The organism is Bradyrhizobium sp. NC92 (assembly GCF_025200865.1).
In the GTDB taxonomy this organism is placed as follows: Bacteria; Pseudomonadota; Alphaproteobacteria; order Rhizobiales; family Xanthobacteraceae; genus Bradyrhizobium.
In genome coordinates, this window is record NZ_CP104171.1 from 2,562,943 (window position 1) to 2,580,456 (window position 17,514).

Below are 17,514 nucleotides of genomic sequence, written 5' to 3' on the forward strand. Positions count from 1 at the left end.
AGGGACATGACCGCCTATCTGAAGCTCGACCACATCGACAAGGTCTTCACCCGCGGCGCCGCCACCACCACGGAGGTGCTGAAGGACATCAACCTGACGATCGAGAAGGGCGAATACGTCTCGATCATCGGCCATTCCGGCTGCGGCAAGTCGACCCTGCTCAACATCATCGCGGGGCTGACCGGCGCCACCACTGGTGGCGTGCTGCTGGAGAACCGCGAGGTGAACTCGCCGGGGCCCGATCGCGCCGTGGTGTTCCAGAACCACAGCCTGCTGCCGTGGCTGACCGTTTACGAGAACGTCAGGCTCGGCGTCGACAAGGTCTTCGCCAAGACCAAGTCCCGTGCCGAGCGCGACGCCTGGGTGATGCACAATCTCAACCTCGTGCAGATGGCCCATGCCAGGGACAAGCGTCCTTCGGAAATCTCGGGCGGCATGAAGCAGCGCGTCGGCATCGCGCGGGCGCTGGCCATGGAGCCGAAGGTGCTGCTGCTGGACGAGCCGTTCGGCGCGCTCGACGCGCTGACCCGCGCCCACCTGCAGGACTCGGTGATGGCGCTGCATCAGAAGCTCGGCAACACCATCCTGATGATCACCCACGACGTCGACGAAGCCGTGCTCCTGTCCGACCGCATCGTGATGATGACCAACGGACCGAGCGCGCGCATCGGCGAGGTGCTGGAGGTGCCGCTGGCGCGGCCGCGCAAGCGGCTCGACCTCGCGACCAACGCCACCTATCTGAAGTGCCGCCAGCGCGTGCTCGAATTCCTCTACGAGCGTCATCGCTTCGTCGAGGCCGCGTAAATCACGGGTTCACGCGAGATATGCCCGCGCCTAATTAATCGACATCAAGCTCAATCCCTGTGCGTCGCACAGGGATTGAGCGAATCGCAAATTTAGCGTGCGGAAACGCCCTGCAAACAATTCGGGCAATACGAATAACGTCCTGAAATCCCTGTGTTTCCTGCGTGCGCGCAACTGGCACGGAAATTGAAGCGTCTTTGCGCGACGCCAACGACGACGTCCCTCAACATCATCAATCAGCATCGTGAACTCGCCACCGGGGGTGAAGCCTCGGAGCGCGCCTCCGTGACCGGAGGCAGAGCCTGCAACGACGCAGCGGTGAGCCTGGAAGGGATACTCAATGACGAAGAATCCGACCCTGAACTCCAGCTGGATTTCAGATTGGCGCCCCGAGGACGAGGCGTTCTGGAACGCGACCGGCAAGTCGATCGCGCGGCGAAACCTGATCTGGTCCATCGTGGCCGAACATATCGGCTTCTCGGTCTGGCTGATCTGGAGCATCGTCACCACCAAGCTGCCGCAGGCCGGCTTCCACTACACCACCGACCAGCTGTTCCAGCTCGTCGCCGTGCCGGGCCTGATCGGCGCCTTCATGCGCTTTCCCTACACTTTCGCGGTGACGACGTTCGGCGGCCGCAACTGGACCATCTTCAGCGCGGCGATCCTGTTCATCCCGACCTTGTCGCTTGCCTACTTCGTCAGCCAGCCCGATACGCCGTTCTGGCTCATGCTGCTGGTCGCATCGACCGCGGGTCTCGGCGGCGGCAATTTCGCCTCCAGCATGACCAACATCTCCTTCTTCTTTCCTGACCGGATGAAGGGATGGGCGCTCGGCCTCAACGCGGCCGGCGGCAATATCGGCGTCTCCAGCGTGCAGCTCCTGACCCCGATCCTGATGACGCTCGCCGTCTTCAACCTGTTCCAGGCAACGCCCGTTGACGGCATCTTCCTGCAGAATGCCGGCCTGATGTGGGTGCTGCCGATCGGCATCGCGGTGTTCGGCGCAGTGTTCTTCATGAACAACCTCGCCACGGCGAAATCATCGGTGAAGAACCAGCTCGCGATCGTCAAGCGCAAGCACACCTGGATCATGGCGTATCTCTATATCGGCACGTTCGGGTCCTTCATCGGCTATTCGGCGGCGTTTCCGCTGCTGCTCAAGACGCAATTCCCCACCGTGACGATCTCGATCGCCTTCCTCGGCCCGCTGGTCGGCTCGCTGTCGCGTCCGCTCGGCGGCTGGCTCGCGGACCGGGTCGGCGGCTCCATCATCACGTTCTGGAATTTCATCCTGATGGCGGGTGCCACGGTCGGCGCGCTCTACTTCGTCGGGCACAAGGACTTCGCCGGCTTCCTGTCGATGTTCCTGATCCTGTTCGTGACGACGGGCATCGGCAACGGCTCGACCTACCGCATGATCCCCTCGATCTTCCGCGAGGAGAACCTGTTCAAGGTGCGCGGTAAGGGCGATGCGGCACGCAGCGCTGCCCTGAAGACCGCGAGCATCGAGAGCGGCGCGGCCGTCGGCTTCATCGGTGCGGTCGGCGCCGTCGGCGGCTATCTGATCCCGAGCGGCTTCGGCAAGTCGATCGCCATGACCGGCGGGCCGCAGCTCGCGCTCGCGATCTATCTCGGCTTCTACGGCTCCTGCCTCGCTCTGACCTGGTGGTTCTACCTGCGTCGCAGCCCGCAGGGTGAAGGCGCCCCAAGCCTCGCCGAGGCGCGTGTGTGAGTACACAAATTGGCACGAATGTCGCTTCTCCCCGTACGCGGGGAGAAGTCTCTCTGATGACGTTTGATCCATGAACTTTTTCCGCAATGGCGCGGACGAAGGCAGACCGAAACAGACAGGAGAACATTATGACGCCCGAGCAGATTACCCTCATTCAGCAGAGCTTCGCCAAGGTCGCCCCGATTTCGGAAGCCGCCGCGGTGCTGTTCTACGACCGCCTGTTCGAGGTGGCGCCGTCCGTGCGCGCGATGTTTCCCGAGGACATGACCGAGCAGCGCAAGAAGCTGATGGGCATGCTCGCCGCCGTGGTCGGCGGCCTGTCGAACCTGGAGTCGATTCTTCCCGCAGCTTCCGCGCTCGCCAAGCGTCACGTCGATTATGGCGCCAAGGCCGAGCACTACCCCGTGGTCGGCGCGACCTTGCTGTGGACCCTCGAGAAGGGCCTTGGCGAGGCCTGGACGCCCGAGCTCGCCGCAGCCTGGACCGACGCCTACGGCGTGCTGTCCGGCTACATGATTTCCGAGGCCTACGGCGCGCAGGCGCAGGCCGCCGAATAGGAGATGCGTTGTGAGTGAACCGCTGGTCATCGTCGGTAACGGTATGGCGGCCGCGCGTCTGGTCGACGAGCTCGCCAAGACCGCGCTCGGCCGCTATGCGGTCGCCGTGATCGGCGAAGAGCCGCGGCTCGCTTACAATCGCGTGCTGCTGTCCTCCGTGCTGGCCGGCGAGACCGGCTCGCACGAGATCGAGCTGCGGCCGGCCGATTGGTGGCGAAACCGCGGCGTCACGGTGCGCTACGGCTATCGCGTCACCGAGATCGATGTCGGCCGCCGCGAGCTCAAGATCGCGGGCGAAGAGAGCATGGAATATTCCAAGCTCGTGCTCGCCACGGGATCGACGCCGCTGCGGCTCAATGTGCCGGGCGCCGATCTTGCCGGCGTGCACACGTTTCGCGACACCCGCGACGTCGACCTGCTGCTGACGCTGGCCGCGGCGAAGAAGCGCGTCGTCGTTGTCGGCGGCGGCTTGCTCGGGCTCGAAGCGGCGTACGGTCTTGCCAAGGCCGGCGCGCCCGTGACGCTGCTGCACCTGATGGACCGGCTGATGGAGCGTCAGCTCGACGGGCCCGCGGCCGACCTGCTCAAGACGCTGGTCGAGCGCAAGGGCATCCGCGTCATGCTCAATGCCGCGACGACCTGCATCCACGGCGACGGTCATGTCGAGGCCGTCGAGCTCGCCGACGGCAGCCGCATCGAGGCCGATGCGGTGATCTTCGCCGCCGGCATCAAGCCGAACGTTTCGCTGGCGAAAGAGGCGGGGATTGCGGTCAACCGCGGCGTGGCCGTCAACGACGTGATGCAGACCTCCTCGTCCGACATCTTTGCGCTCGGCGAATGCGCCGAGCATCGCGGCACCTGCTATGGCCTGGTCGAGCCCGCCTACGAGCAGGCGCGCGTGCTGGCGCGGCACCTGGCCGGCCGGCCCGCCGCCTATCAGGGCAGCGTGGTCTCGACCAATCTGAAGGTCTCCGGCGTCAGCGTGTTCTCCGCCGGCGACTTCATGGGCGGGGAGGGCAGCGAGAGCCTCGTTCTGTCGGACCGCAGGCGCGGCACCTACAAGAAGCTCGTCATCGCCGACGGCCGGCTGACCGGGGCGGTGCTGATCGGCGATACAATTGATGCGCTGTGGTACCTCGAGCTGATCCGCAACCGCGACAACGTCGCGGCGATCCGCACCGACATGATGTTCGGCCGCGCACTGGCGCAGCCTTCGAAAGCGGCGTGACATGACGGCGATCGATCCAAATCTCCGCACCACCAAGACGACCTGTCCTTATTGCGGCGTCGGTTGCGGCGTGCTGGCAACGCCCGACGGCAGGGGTGGCGCGGCGATCGCGGGTGACCCCGATCATCCCGCCAATTTCGGCCGGCTGTGCTCGAAGGGCTCCGCGCTCGGCGAGACCGTCGGGCTGGAAGGGCGGCTGCTCTATCCCATGATCCGCTGCAAGGGCGTGCTGGAGCGCGTCGCCTGGAGCGATGCGCTCGATCATGTCGCCCATCGCATGCAGCATATCGTGGCGCGCGACGGCGCGGACGCGGTCGCGTTCTATCTCTCCGGCCAGCTGCTGACCGAGGACTATTACGTCGCCAACAAGCTGATGAAGGGGTTTGTCGGCACCGCCAACGTCGACACCAATTCGCGGCTCTGCATGTCCTCCTCGGTCGCGGGCCATCGCCGCGCCTTCGGCGCCGACACCGTGCCCGGCTGCTACGAGGATCTCGACCAGGCCGATCTGCTCGTCTTCGTCGGCTCGAACGCGGCCTGGTGCCATCCGGTGCTGTTCCAGCGCATGCTGAAGAACAGGCAGGAGCGCGGCGCCCGCATGATCGTGATCGATCCGCGCCGCACCGACACCGCCAGTGACGTCGATCTGTTCCTCGGCCTCAGGCCCGGCACCGACACCGCGCTGTTCTCCGGCCTGTTCGTGCATCTCGCCGACAATGGCGTGCTGGACCAGGATTATATCGCGCAGAACACGTCTGGCTTCGACGATGCGCTGTCGCGCGCGCGCAACATCGCCGGCAGCGTCACCGCGACCGCGCTCGCCACGGGGCTCTCCGAGCCGGACGTCGCCGCCTTCTTCAAGATGTTCCGCGACACCGAGAAGGTCGTCACGCTCTATTCGCAAGGCGTCAACCAGTCGGCGCAGGGCACCGACAAGGTCAACGCCATCCTGAACTGCCATCTCGCCACGGGCCGCATCGGCAAGCCGGGCGCCTCGCCGTTCTCGCTGACCGGCCAGCCCAACGCGATGGGCGGCCGCGAGGTCGGCGGCCTCGCCAACATGCTCGCCGCCCATATGGGCTTCACGCCGCCCGACATCGACCGGGTCAGGCGGTTCTGGAAGGCGCCGCGCATCGCGACCCATGAAGGCCTGAAGGCGGTGCAGCTGTTCGAGGCCATCAACCGCGGCGAGGTCAAGGCGCTCTGGGTGATGGGCACCAACCCCGCGGTATCGTTGCCCGATGCCGACATGGTGCGCGATGCCCTGAAGAAGCTCGAGCTGTTCGTCGTCTCCGAGAACGTGCTCTCCAACGACACGGTCGAGGCCGGCCCGCACGTGCTGCTGCCGGCGCTGGCCTGGGGCGAGAAGTCGGGCACGGTGACCAATTCCGAGCGGCGCATCTCGCGCCAGCGCGCGTTCCTGCCGGCGCCGGGCGAAGCGCGTCCCGATTGGTGGATCCTGAGCGAGACCGCAAAGCGCCTCGGCTTCGGCGACAGCTTCAATTACAAATCGGCCGCCGACATCTTCCGCGAGCACGCCGCGCTCTCGGCCTTCGAGAACAATGGCAGCCGCGATTTCGACATCGGCGCGCTGACCACGCTGTCGGACGAAGCCTTCGATGCCTTGAAGCCGGTGCAGTGGCCGGTGCGCGAAGGCGGGATGCCCGGCGAGCGCTTCTTCGCGCAAGGCGGCTTCTTCACCAATGACGGCAAGGGCCGCTTCATTGCGCCGGAGGTGCCGGTGCTGCGCGGCGAGACCGGCCCGTCGCGTCCCTTAAGGCTCAACACCGGACGCATCCGCGACCAGTGGCACACCATGACGCGCACCGGCCTGAGCCAGCGGCTGGGCGCGCATCTGCCCGAGCCGTTCGTCGAGATCCATCCCGACGACGCCGGCAAATATGGCCTCGCCCATGACGGCTATGCCCGCATCACCACCGATTACGGCCAGTGCATCCTGAAGGTCGTCGTCAGTGAGCGGCAGCAGCGCGGCACCCTGTTCGTGCCGATCCACTGGAGCGCGATGAACGCCTCGCACGGCCGCGTCGGGGCGATGGTAGCACCGTTCACCGATCCGTTCTCGGGACAGCCGGAAGCCAAGGCGACGCCGGCCGCGATCGCGCCTTACGAATTCGTCTTCCGCGGTTTCGCATTGTCGCGCAAGCCGCTCGATCTGCCGCAAAACCTGTTGTGGACGCGCGTCACCGTCAGCGGCGGCTTCGGCTATCTTTTCGCCGACAATGCGGATCTTGCTCGCTGGCCGGCCTGGCTCGAGAGCGTCGCCGGCGAGGACGTTGCCGAATATCGCGATTTCGGCGGCGGGGTTTTTCGCGCGGCTTCGTTCGCAGGCGATCGCATCGAGACCTGCCTGTTCGTCGGCCCGGCGCACGATGCCGGCGACTGGGAGGTGGTGAAGAGCCTGTTCGTGGCCGATCAGGTCACCGACGAGCAGCGCCGCATGCTGCTGTCGGGCAAGTCCGGCGAAGGCGCGGCCTCGACCGGTCCGATCGTCTGCGCCTGCTTCGGCGTCGGCCGCGGCACCATCTGCGACAGCATCGCGAGCGGCGCGCGCACCGCCGCCGAAATCGGTGCCAAGCTCAAGGCCGGCACCAATTGCGGCTCCTGCATCCCCGAGCTGAAACGATTGATCGCGACGACGGAGGTGCCTGCACAGCAGGCGAAGGTCGCAAGCGCGGCGGGATAGGGCTGGCTCTCTCCGTCGTCATTGCGAGCGTAGCGAAGCAATCCAGAATCCCTCCGCGGTGACACTCTGGATTGCTTCGCTGCGCTCGCAATGACGGCTTGGACACAGGTGTGTGCTAACGCTGCGATCTCGTGCCCCGGACGCAGCGCAGCGTCTCCCCAGCGATGCGAAGCATCGTCCGGTGCGACGGAGCGCTGCAGAGCCGGGGTCCATCCAACAGCGGAGTGTTTGGCTTTTCTGGGTCCCGGCTCTGCGCAGCAGCGTTTCACGCTGCAGCGCGTCCGGGACACGAGAGCGACGTGGACGCAGCCATGCCGCCCGCGCCAATCGACGCGCCCTCGATTGTGCCCTATGCTGCCGCGGCTTCTTCCCCAGCACCCATAACAACAATGATGTACTTGGAAACGCCGCCGCGCCTGATCGAGACCAGGCTGTTCTCGGCAATGCCCGACAAATTTCGCCGCAAGGGCGTGCGAACCGATTGGGCCGATGCCAACCGGCCGAATATCCCGACCGACAGTTTCATCGAGGGGCCATCCTTCGACAAGGACGGCCATCTCTACATCGTCGACATTCCGTTCGGCCGCATCTTCCGGATTGCGCCCGACGGTGACTGGTCGCTCGTGATTGAATATGAGGGCTGGCCGAACGGGCTGAAGATTGCATCCGACGGACGCATCCTGATCGCCGACTATAGGCATGGCATCATGGAGCTCGATGCAACGGCCGGGCGCATCAAGCCCATCCTGACCGGGCGCAATTCGGAATCGTTTCGCGGCTGCAACGATCTGCATCTCGCCGCCAACGGCGACATCTATTTCACCGACCAGGGCCAGACCGGCCTGCACGATCCAAGCGGGCGGGTTTATCGGCTGGCATCGAACGGCCGCCTCGATTGCCTGCTCGACACCGGCATCAGTCCGAACGGGCTGGTGCTCGACCCGACCGAAACCGTGCTGTTCGTCGCGATGACGCGCGACAACGCGGTGTGGCGGCTGCCGTTCATGAAGAACGGCAGCGTGTCCAAGGTCGGGCGCTTCTGCTCGCTGTTCGGCACCAGCGGCCCTGATGGGATGACCATGGATGCGAAGGGCCGCCTGTTCGTCGGCCACGCCTCGCTCGGGCACGTGTTCGTGTTCGCGCCGAACGGCGAGTTGATCGCGCGGATCAAGTCGTGTGCGGGACCGAACTGTACCAATGTCGCGATCGGTGGCGCCAACAAGGACCGTCTCTATATCACGGAGTCCTCGACCGGCAGCGTGCTGGTGGCCGATATCGGCGGGCTCGAAAGCATCTGAAGGAATAGACATGAACACGAAGCCCTTCGGCAAGACCGGCGCCAACGTCTCCGTGATCGGACAGGGCACCTGGTATCTGGACCACGGCGACCGCAAGCGCGCGATCGCGGCGCTTCAGCGCGGGCTCGATCTCGGCATGACCCACATCGACACCGCCGAGATGTATGGCGATGCCGAGCTCGTCATTGCGGATGCGATCGCAGGCCGGCGCGATGAGGTGTTCCTCGTCTCGAAAGTGCTGCCGAGCAATGCCTCGCGCCGCGGCACCATCACCGCCTGCGAGCGCTCGCTGAAGCGGCTGAAGACCGATCGGCTCGACTGTTATCTCTTGCACTGGCGCGGCTCCTATCCTTTGGAGGACACCGTCGCTGCGTTCGAAGAGCTGGTGCAATCAGGCAAGATCAAATCCTGGGGCGTCTCCAATTTCGATGCCGACGATCTCGACGAGATTCTAGACGTCTCAGGCGAGGGCCGGATCGCCTGTAACCAGGTGCTCTATCATCTGAAAGAACGTGCGATCGAGCATGCGGTGATCCCGTGGTGCGAACGGCACAATATCGCCGTCGTCGCCTACTCGCCGTTCGGCCACGACGATTTCCCGTTGAGCAGCAGCAAGGGCGGCGCCGTGCTGGCGCGCATCGCGGAGGCGCATCGTGCGACGCCGCGTCAGGTCGCGCTGAGCTTCCTGACCCGTGCGACTACGGTGTTCGCGATTCCGAAGGCCTCGTCCGCGGAACATGCCGGCGAAAATGCGGCGGCAGGCGATCTCGTGCTGACGAAAGACGAGGTTGCCGCGCTCGATGCAGCGTTTCCGCGCGGACCGAAGCCGCGCGGCTTGCCCATGCTGTAGTGCACAACGGGCAATATTAACGGAGCATTGACGCGCGCGGCGGCCCGCGCATATCGGCATCCTGTTTTCGGAAGTTGTGAACGCGGGGCATTTGTCGTTTTTTACGGCTGTTCTCGATTCGCATTTTGCCCGGGTTCCAGCCGTGACACCGCCGCCCGCCGCAGCCGCAAGGCTCGACGTTATTCCCATGCCTGTGCCGGAGAAGAAGCAGCAGGCTCGCCGCGCGCCTGCGCGCGTCGATCATCCCTTCAAGGGCATCGCGCTGATCCTGCTCTCGACGGTGTTTCTCGGCTGCTCCGACGTCACTGCGAAATATCTCTCGACCAGCCTGCCCTCGATCGAGATCACCTGGATCCGGTTCCTCACCTTCACGCTGCTGTTCACGCCGGTAATGCTGCCCGCCTCGCCGTTCTATGCGATGCGCACCAAGCGTCCCGGCCTGCACGTGATGCGCGGGGCGGCACTGCTTGGCTCCTCGCTGTTCTTCATCACGGGCCTCGGCTTCCTGCCGATCGCGGAGGCCTCCGCCACCGGCTTCGTCGCGCCGCTGTTCGTCACGGCGCTCTCGATCGTGTTCCTCGGCGAGAAGGTCGGCATGCGCCGCTGGCTCGCCACCGCGCTCGGCCTGATCGGCGTGCTGATCATCCTGCGCCCGGGCACCAGCGCGTTTCACCCCGCCGCTGTCTTTCCGTTGGTCTCGGCGGCGTGCTGGGCCGGCACGCTGATCTTGACGCGCATGATGAGCGGACGGGAAGCCGTCGTCACCACCATGGCGTATTCTTCGCTCACCGGCCTTGCCATCCTCACCGCAATCGTGCCGTTCGTCTGGGTGACGCCGTCCTGGACCGCGATCGCGCTCGGCATCTTCATCGGCGTCGCTTCGACCGCGGGCCAGTGGATCGTCGTGCTGGCCTATCGCTACGGCGATGCCTCCGTGCTGGCGCCGTTCTCCTACTCGCAATTGCTGTGGGTCAGCATTCTCGGCTTCTTCATCTTTGGCGAGGTCCCGAGCATCTGGACCATCGTCGGTGCGGCCTTCATCGTCGCCAGCGGCCTCTACATCGCCCATCGCGAGCGCGTCCGCCGCGCTCAGCTCTTGGTGCTGGAAGAGCGCTCTCCGAACGCCTGACGCAAGTTCGCGGGTTCCGCGTCGTGCTATCAATGGCTCCAACGATTAGGGAGGAGCCGGATGCGCGCCGCGATTTTCAGGAACGGTGAGATTGTCGTTGGCCGGATGGCCGAGCCGACGCCGGGCCCCGGCCAGGTTCTGGTCAAGACGCTCGCCTGCGGCATCTGCGGCTCCGACCTGCATGCGCGCCAGCACGCCCACCGCATGGTGGAGATGGCGACGAAGACCGGGCGAAAGTCCATGGACCTCGGCCGCGACGTCGTGTTCGGCCACGAGTTCTGCTGCGAGGTCGTCGATTATGGCCCGGGCACATCGCGCAAGCTGAAGCCGGGCACGCACGTTTGTTCGCTGCCCGCGCTGGTGACGCCACAGGGCATCGAAGGGATCGGCTATTCCAACGACAATGTCGGCGGCTATGCCGAGGCGATGCTGCTGAGCGAAGCGCTGCTGCTCGAAGTCCCCAATGGTCTCGCGCCGGAGCATGCCGCGCTCACCGAGCCGCTGGCGGTCGGCGTTCATGCCGTCGCCAAAGCCAATATCCGTGGCGGCGAGGTGCCGCTGGTGATCGGCTGCGGTCCCGTCGGGCTCGCGGTGATCGCCGCGCTGAAGCTCAAGCGGCTGCATCCGATTGTCGCGGCCGACTATTCGCCGGCGCGGCGCGCGCTCGCCGCCAAGCTCGGTGCCGACATCGTCGTCGACCCCCGGGTGTCGCAGCCTTACGCGACCTGGGCCGAGCACGCGCAGATGTCGGAGGCCGAGAAGGCGGCGCGGCCGCCGTTCCAGGCCATGCTGCCGGCGTTGAAGCCCGCGGTCATCTTCGAATGCGTCGGCGTGCCCGGCCTGTTGCAGCAGGTGTTCGAGGGTGCTCCGCGCGATGCGCGCATCGTCGTGGTCGGTGTCTGCATGGAGAGCGACAGAAGCGAGCCCATGCTCGGCATCATGAAGGAGCTCAACGTCCAATACGTGCTCGGCTACACGCCGGAGGAGTTTGCAGGCTCGCTGCGCCTGATCGCGGAAGGGCAGGTGGATGCGGCTGCGATGGTCACCGCCGAAGTCGGCCTCGACGGCGTCGCAAAGGCCTTCGCCGATCTCGCCAATCCCGAAGCCCACACCAAGATCATCGTGCAGCCGTGGCGGTGGCGCTTTTGTAGGGTGGGCAAAGGCGCGGAGCGCCGTGCCCACCATGCATCCGCGTGCGTGGTGATGGTGGGCACGCTACGCTTTGCCCACCCTACCAGGCCGGAGCTTGCGGCTACACCGGCAGCGCGATCGAGTACTTCACCTGGCTGAGCGCGAAGCTCGACTCGATCGAGGCGATGCCGTCGAGGCGGGTCAGCTTGGTCTTCAGGAACGTCTCGTAGGAGGCGAGGTCGGCGGCGACGACGCGGAGCAGATAATCGCGGTTGCCGGTCATCAGATAGCATTCCAGCACCTCGTCCCATTTCGAGATCGCGCGCGCGAAGCGGTTGAGGTCCTCCTCCTTCTGCCGCGCCAGCTTGATCGAGATGAACACGCTGACATGCAGTCCCAACGCCTTCTGGTCGACGGTTGCGACATAGCGCGAGATGACGCCGCGCTCCTCCAGGAGCTTGACCCGGCGGTGGCAGGGCGACACCGAGAGTCCGACCTTGTCGGCGAGCTCCTGCATGGTCAGGCGGCTGTCGTTCTGAAGGTGGCTGAGGATCTTGCGGTCGATGGCGTCGAGCTCGGGCATTGGGATGGAACCTGCTTCTGGTCGGCTATGTTGGTAAAATATCCCAATATCGGCGGGTATGGCGCGAAAAATTGAGAAGTTTGACGCGGCCCGCAGGCGTATGATCGGTGCATATTTCCCGGAGCATCGCCATGCCCGTTGACCCCGCCCGTCTCGACACCCTGACTGCTCTCAGCCGCAAGGCGCTGTGGCTGTCGTCCTGGACCATCCACCACGCCAACCACATCCGCCCCAACGCGGACGGCCTCAAGGTCGGCGGCCACCAGGCCTCGTCCGCCTCGCTCGCCACCATCATGTCGGCGCTGTACTTCCACGTGCTGCGTCCCGAGGACCGCGTCGCGGTGAAGCCGCATGCGAGCCCGGTGTTCCACGCCATCCAGTACCTGTTCGGCCGGCAGAGCCGCGAGAAGCTGGAGAACTTTCGCGGCTTCAAGGGCGCGCAGTCCTATCCCTCGCGCACCAAGGATGTCGACGACGTCGATTTCTCCACCGGCTCGGTCGGCCTCGGCGTCGCACAGACGCTGTTCTCTTCGCTGGTGCAGGATTACGTCAAGGCGCATGGCTGGATGAAGGATCGCCGCGAGGGACGGATGATCGCGCTCGTCGGCGATGCCGAGATGGACGAGGGCAACATCTTCGAGGCGCTCGCGGAGGGCTGGAAGCACGGCCTGCGCAACACCTGGTGGGTGGTCGACTACAACAGGCAGTCGCTCGATGCCGTCGTGCGCGAAGGTCTCTGGGAAAAGTTCGAGACCATGTTCCGCAATTTCGGCTGGGACGTCGTCATCGTGAAATACGGCCGGCTGATGCGCGAGGCGTTCGCGGAGCCCGGCGGCGAGGCCTTGAAGCGTTGGATCGACAATTGCCCGAACGCGCTCTATGCGGCGCTCTGCTTCCAGGGCGGCGCGGCCTTCCGCAAACATCTGCATGACGAGATCGGCGACCAGGGCCCGATCACGAAACTGATCGACAAGCGCAGTGACGAGGAGCTTCTGGCGCTGATGTCGAACCTCGGCGGCCACGACATGGCGAGCATGCTGGAGGCGTTCGATTCCATCGATCACGACCGCCCCGTCTGCTTCATCGCCTACACCATCAAGGGCGTCGGCCTGCCCTTCCAGGGTCACAAGGACAACCACGCCGGCCTGATGACGGTCGCGCAGATGGAGAAATACCGCGACAGCCAGAACATCCGTCCCGGCCATGAATGGGACAAGTTCGAAGGCCTGTCGCAGGATGCCGCCGAGCTCGAGGCCTTCCTCGCGCGGGTGCCGTTCAACCAGGATGGTCGCCGGCTCACGGCGCCCGTCGTCGAGGTGCCGCAACAGCTCGCGTTCAAGCCGTCGCCGCAGATGTCGACCCAGCAGGGCTTTGGCCTCGTGCTGAACGAGATCGCGCGCAGCGACAGCGAACTCGCAAAACGCATCGTCACGACCTCGCCCGACGTCACCGTCTCGACCAATCTCGGCCCCTGGGTCAACCGCCGCGGCCTGTTCGCGCGAGCCGAGAAGGCGGACTTATTCCGCAGCGAGAAAATTCCCTCGACCTACAATTGGGATGCTTCGCCGAAGGGTCAGCACCTCGAGCTCGGCATTGCCGAGATGAACCTGTTCATCATGCTCTCGGCGCTCGGCCTGTCGCACCAGATCAACGGCGAGCGGCTCTTGCCGGTCGGCACGCTCTACGATCCCTTCATCGAGCGCGGGCTCGATGCGCTGAACTATGCCTGCTACCAGGACGCGCGCTTCATGGTGGCGGCGACGCCGTCCGGCCTCACGCTCGCGCCCGAGGGCGGGGCGCATCAGTCGATCGCAACGCCCTTGATCGGCATGGCGCAGGATGGGCTCGCCTCGTTCGAGCCGGCCTTCGTCGACGAGCTCGCCGTGATCATGGCTTACGGTTTCGAGCACATGCAGCGCGATCCGGGCGAGGGCGGCTCGGTCTATTTGCGGCTCTCGACGCGCGCCATCGAGCAGGCGCAGCGGATCATGACGGGCGAGCTGCGACAGGGCATCACCGATGGCGCCTATTGGCTGCGCAAGCCGGGGCCGAACGCCGAGGTCGTGATCGCCTATACCGGCGCGGTCGCGCCCGAAGCGATCGAGGCGACCGGCTTCATCGGCGAGAGCCGCCGCGACGTCGGCCTGCTCGCGATTACCTCGGCCGACCGCCTCCATGCGGGGTGGACCGCGGCGCGAAAATTGCGGCGCGACCGCCGCGGCGTGCAGCATCTCAGCCACATCGAAAAGCTGCTGGCGCCGCTGCCGCGCGACTGCGGCATCGTGACCGTGATCGACGGCCATCCCGCCGCGCTCGGCTGGCTCGGCAGCGTTCGCGGCCACCGTGTCGAGGCGCTCGGTGTCGAGCAGTTCGGCCAGACCGGCAGCATCGCGGACCTTTATCGGCACTACGGCATCGACGCCAACGCCATCATCGATGCGGCCGAAAGCCTCACCACCGGCGCGCCGGTGCTGCATCGGAAGATGGCGGTGTAGCGGAGGTAACTGCCTCGTCATTCCGGGGCGACGCGCAGCGTCGAGCCCGGAATCCATAACCACGATCGGGAGTATGGATTCTCAGGTGCGCAATTGCGCACCGTAGCCTGCGCCAAAAGGCGCGTCCCGGAATGACATCCGAGGGAGCCTTGCCACGTTCCCGCCATCGGCTCATATAACCTCCATCCGCCGCAACGCTGGTCCCGCATATGGCGGGTTCAATTGCCGGCGCTTTCGTGCAAGGATGCCTGCCGAAACGCCCCCTCCAAGCCCCCAAGAAGAGGTTAACGATGGTCAATCGCATGCAATTCTACATCGACGGCGCCTGGGTCGATCCCGCCGTCAAGAAGTCCACCGCCGTGATCAATCCGGCGACGGAAGAGGCGATGTACGAGGTTGCGCTGGGCTCCAAGGCCGACGTGGACAAGGCGGTTGCCGCCGCCAAGCGCGCCTTCGCGACGTTCTCCCAGACCAGCCGCGAGGAGCGCGTCGCGCTGCTCAGCAAAGTGATCGAGGTCTATAAGGGCCGCCTCAAGGAGATCGGCGCTGCCGTCTCCGACGAGATGGGCGCGCCGCTGCCGATGGCGGAGAAGCTGCAGGCCGGCGCCGGCCTCGGCCATCTCATGACCACGCTCGACGTGCTCAAGAACTATCATTTCGAGGAGCCGGTCGGCACCGCCATGGTGCTGCGCGAGCCGATCGGCGTGGTCGGCATGATCACGCCCTGGAACTGGCCACTGAACCAGATCGCGTGCAAGGTCGCGCCCGCGCTCGCCGCCGGCTGCACCATGATCCTGAAGCCCAGCGAGTTCACGCCGACCTCGGCGCTGATCTTCGCGGAGATCCTCCATGACGCCGGCGTGCCCAAGGGCGTGTTCAACCTCGTCAACGGCCTCGGCCCCGAGGTCGGCGCCGCCATGAGCGAGCACCCTGATATCGACATGATCTCCTTCACCGGCTCGACCCGTGCCGGCATCGACGTTGCGAAGCGCGCAGCGCCCACCGTGAAGCGCGTCAGCCAGGAACTCGGCGGCAAGTCGCCGAACGTCATCCTCGAAGGCGCCGACCTCACCAAGGCGGTGACCGGCGGCGTGATGCACATGTTCAACAATTCCGGCCAGTCCTGCAACGCGCCCTCGCGCATGATCGTGCCGCTGTCCAAGATGAAGGAAGTCGCCGCGATCGCGAAGGCCGTGGCCGACAAGACCAAGGCGGGCGATCCGCGCGGCGAAGGCACCACCATCGGCCCGGTGGTCAATCGTGGCCAGTGGGACAAGATCCAGGGCCTGATCAAGAAGGGCATCGACGAGGGCGCAACGCTGGTCGCTGGCGGCCCGGGCCTGCCCGAAGGCGTCAACAAGGGCTTCTATGTTCGTCCGACTATCTTCGCCGACGTCACCCCTGACATGACGATCGCGCGCGAGGAGATCTTCGGGCCGGTGCTGACCATCATCGGCGCCAAGGACGAAGCCGACGCGGTCAAGATCGCCAACGATACGCCGTATGGCCTCGCCGGCTACGTTACGGGCCCGACGGTCGAGGACGCCAAGCGCGTCGGCCGCCAGATCCGCGCCGGCAACGTCAACCTGCAGGGCGTGCCCAACGACCGCACCGCGCCGTTCGGCGGCTACAAGCAGTCCGGCAACGGCCGCGAATGGGGCAAGTTCGGCCTCGAGGACTTCCTCGAAGTGAAGGCGGTTGCGGGCTTCAACGCGGCGTAAGCTTTAGAGCGATCAAGCCAAACGCCGGAGCGGGAAACCGCCCCGGCGTTTTTTCGTTTGGTCATTGCGAGCGAAGCGAAGCAATCCAGAATCCTTCCGCGGAGACAGTCTGGATTGCTTCGCTTCGCTCGCAATGACGCAGGAGAGATCTCGTAGGGTGGGCAAAGGAGCGTAAGCGACATGCCCACGATCGCGCGACGAGCAAGAAATGGTGGGCACGCTTTCGCTTTGCCCACCCTACTACGAGGCCATTCCTTGCGGCGACATTATCCCCCGACCGCCCCCTGCGTGTTCACATACAGCGCATAGATCGACTGGCTCGCGGCCATGAACAGGCGGTTGCGCTTGACGCCGCCGAAGCAGACGTTGGCGCAGCGCTCGGGCAGGGCGATGCGGCCGATCATGACGCCGTCGGGGGCGAACACCACGACGCCGTCGAGCTCGGGATCGCCCATGCCCCAGCCGCACCAGAGATTGCCGTCGATGTCGCAGCGCATGCCGTCGGGCGTGCCCGGCCCGGCATCGATATGGACACGCTTGTTCGAGATCGTGGTGCCCTCGGGCGAGACGTCATAGGCGAGGATCTTGCGGTTCGGCACACCGCGCGATTCCACGACATAGAGGATCTTCTCGTCCGGGGAGAAGCACAGCCCGTTCGGCCCGAGCACGCCCTCGGCAACGATCGTCGCCTTGCCGGTCTCGGGATCGAGCCTGTAGACGTTGGGCTCGATCTCGGGCTCGGCCTTGTAGCCCTCGTAATTGCCGAGCAGGCCGAAGGTCGGATCGGTGAACCAGATCGAGCCGTCCGATTTAACAACGACATCGTTCGGCGAGTTCAACCGCTTGCCGTTGAATTGATCCATCAGCACGGTGATGCTGCCGTCATATTCGGTGCGCACCACGCGCCGGCCGCCATGCTCGCAGGTGACGAGCCGGCCCTGCCGGTCGCGCGTGTTGCCGTTGGCAAAATTCGAGGGCTTGCGGAACACGCTGACCGCGCCGGTCTCTTCCTCCCATTTGAGGATGCGCTGGTTCGGGATGTCGCTGCACAGCAGATAGCGCCCGTCACCGAACCACACCGGCCCCTCGGCCCAACGCAGGCCGGTCGCCAGCCGCTCCACCGCCGACAGCTTCAGCCAGTATTTTTCGAAGCGGGGATCGAGTGCACGGATCGCCGGATCGGGATAATAGCTCGCCGGCCGCCAACCTGGCCGCTCCTCGGTCTGGGACGATGCCTCATTCATGCCGGTTCTCTCGTTTCGTTCCCTCTGGACAATCCTGC

The 17,514-nt window shown here is 65.3% G+C and carries 13 protein-coding genes; 11 read left to right on the plus strand and 2 right to left on the minus strand.

Annotated features, from left to right (window positions below):
- Positions 1-6 precede the first annotated feature (6 nt).
- The 9 genes from N2602_RS12025 (at position 7) to N2602_RS12065 (ending at position 11,592) form a co-directional block, all read left to right on the plus strand.
- Positions 7-804 carry an ABC transporter ATP-binding protein gene (locus N2602_RS12025; RefSeq protein ID WP_260382747.1) on the plus strand — a complete coding sequence of 266 codons (798 nt, stop codon included), beginning with the start codon at positions 7-9 and terminating at the stop codon, positions 802-804.
- Between the two features lie 340 nt (positions 805-1,144).
- Complete coding sequence (locus N2602_RS12030; protein ID WP_212254787.1) at positions 1,145-2,536, plus strand: MFS transporter; 1,392 nt, start codon at positions 1,145-1,147, stop codon at positions 2,534-2,536.
- A 128-nt stretch (positions 2,537-2,664) separates the two neighbouring features.
- Positions 2,665-3,093, plus strand: coding sequence for a globin family protein (locus N2602_RS12035; protein WP_172783963.1), 429 nt, complete (start codon positions 2,665-2,667; stop codon positions 3,091-3,093).
- A 10-nt stretch (positions 3,094-3,103) separates the two neighbouring features.
- Positions 3,104-4,321, plus strand: coding sequence for an NAD(P)/FAD-dependent oxidoreductase (locus N2602_RS12040; protein ID WP_260382748.1), 1,218 nt, complete (start codon positions 3,104-3,106; stop codon positions 4,319-4,321).
- Position 4,322: 1 nt separating this feature from the next.
- Positions 4,323-7,025 carry a nitrate reductase gene (locus N2602_RS12045; protein WP_260382749.1) on the plus strand — a complete coding sequence of 901 codons (2,703 nt, stop codon included), beginning with the start codon at positions 4,323-4,325 and terminating at the stop codon, positions 7,023-7,025.
- A 392-nt stretch (positions 7,026-7,417) separates the two neighbouring features.
- Positions 7,418-8,323, plus strand: coding sequence for an SMP-30/gluconolactonase/LRE family protein (locus tag N2602_RS12050; protein WP_260383643.1), 906 nt, complete (start codon positions 7,418-7,420; stop codon positions 8,321-8,323).
- A gap of 10 nt (positions 8,324-8,333) precedes the next feature.
- Positions 8,334-9,173, plus strand: a complete 840-nt coding sequence (locus N2602_RS12055; RefSeq protein ID WP_260382750.1) for an aldo/keto reductase — start codon at positions 8,334-8,336, stop codon at positions 9,171-9,173.
- Between the two features lie 187 nt (positions 9,174-9,360).
- A complete protein-coding gene (locus N2602_RS12060) occupies positions 9,361-10,302 on the plus strand; it encodes a DMT family transporter (RefSeq protein ID WP_172784617.1) in 942 nt (313 codons plus the stop codon).
- 60 nt (positions 10,303-10,362) lie between these two features.
- Positions 10,363-11,592, plus strand: coding sequence for a zinc-binding dehydrogenase (locus tag N2602_RS12065; RefSeq protein WP_260382751.1), 1,230 nt, complete (start codon positions 10,363-10,365; stop codon positions 11,590-11,592).
- Here the strand turns inward: N2602_RS12065 and N2602_RS12070 are convergent.
- Positions 11,555-12,016, minus strand: coding sequence for an Lrp/AsnC family transcriptional regulator (locus N2602_RS12070; RefSeq protein WP_027571162.1), 462 nt, complete (start codon positions 12,014-12,016; stop codon positions 11,555-11,557). The two genes, N2602_RS12065 and N2602_RS12070, sit on opposite strands and share 38 nt — an antisense overlap.
- A gap of 131 nt (positions 12,017-12,147) precedes the next feature.
- Here N2602_RS12070 and N2602_RS12075 point away from each other — a divergent pair, with 131 nt between their 5' ends.
- Together N2602_RS12075 and N2602_RS12080 are read left to right on the plus strand one after the other, a co-directional pair.
- The gene (locus N2602_RS12075; RefSeq protein WP_172783968.1) at positions 12,148-14,511 is read left to right on the plus strand and encodes a transketolase; all 2,364 of its coding nucleotides are present in this window, start codon (positions 12,148-12,150) and stop codon (positions 14,509-14,511) included.
- Between the two features lie 290 nt (positions 14,512-14,801).
- Complete coding sequence (locus N2602_RS12080; RefSeq protein WP_172783969.1) at positions 14,802-16,232, plus strand: aldehyde dehydrogenase family protein; 1,431 nt, start codon at positions 14,802-14,804, stop codon at positions 16,230-16,232.
- A 266-nt stretch (positions 16,233-16,498) separates the two neighbouring features.
- Here N2602_RS12080 and N2602_RS12085 read toward each other — a convergent pair whose 3' ends face one another.
- Positions 16,499-17,476 (minus strand): SMP-30/gluconolactonase/LRE family protein, encoded by a 978-nt coding sequence (locus tag N2602_RS12085; protein WP_260382752.1) that lies wholly within the window; start codon positions 17,474-17,476, stop codon positions 16,499-16,501.
- Positions 17,477-17,514 lie beyond the last annotated feature (38 nt).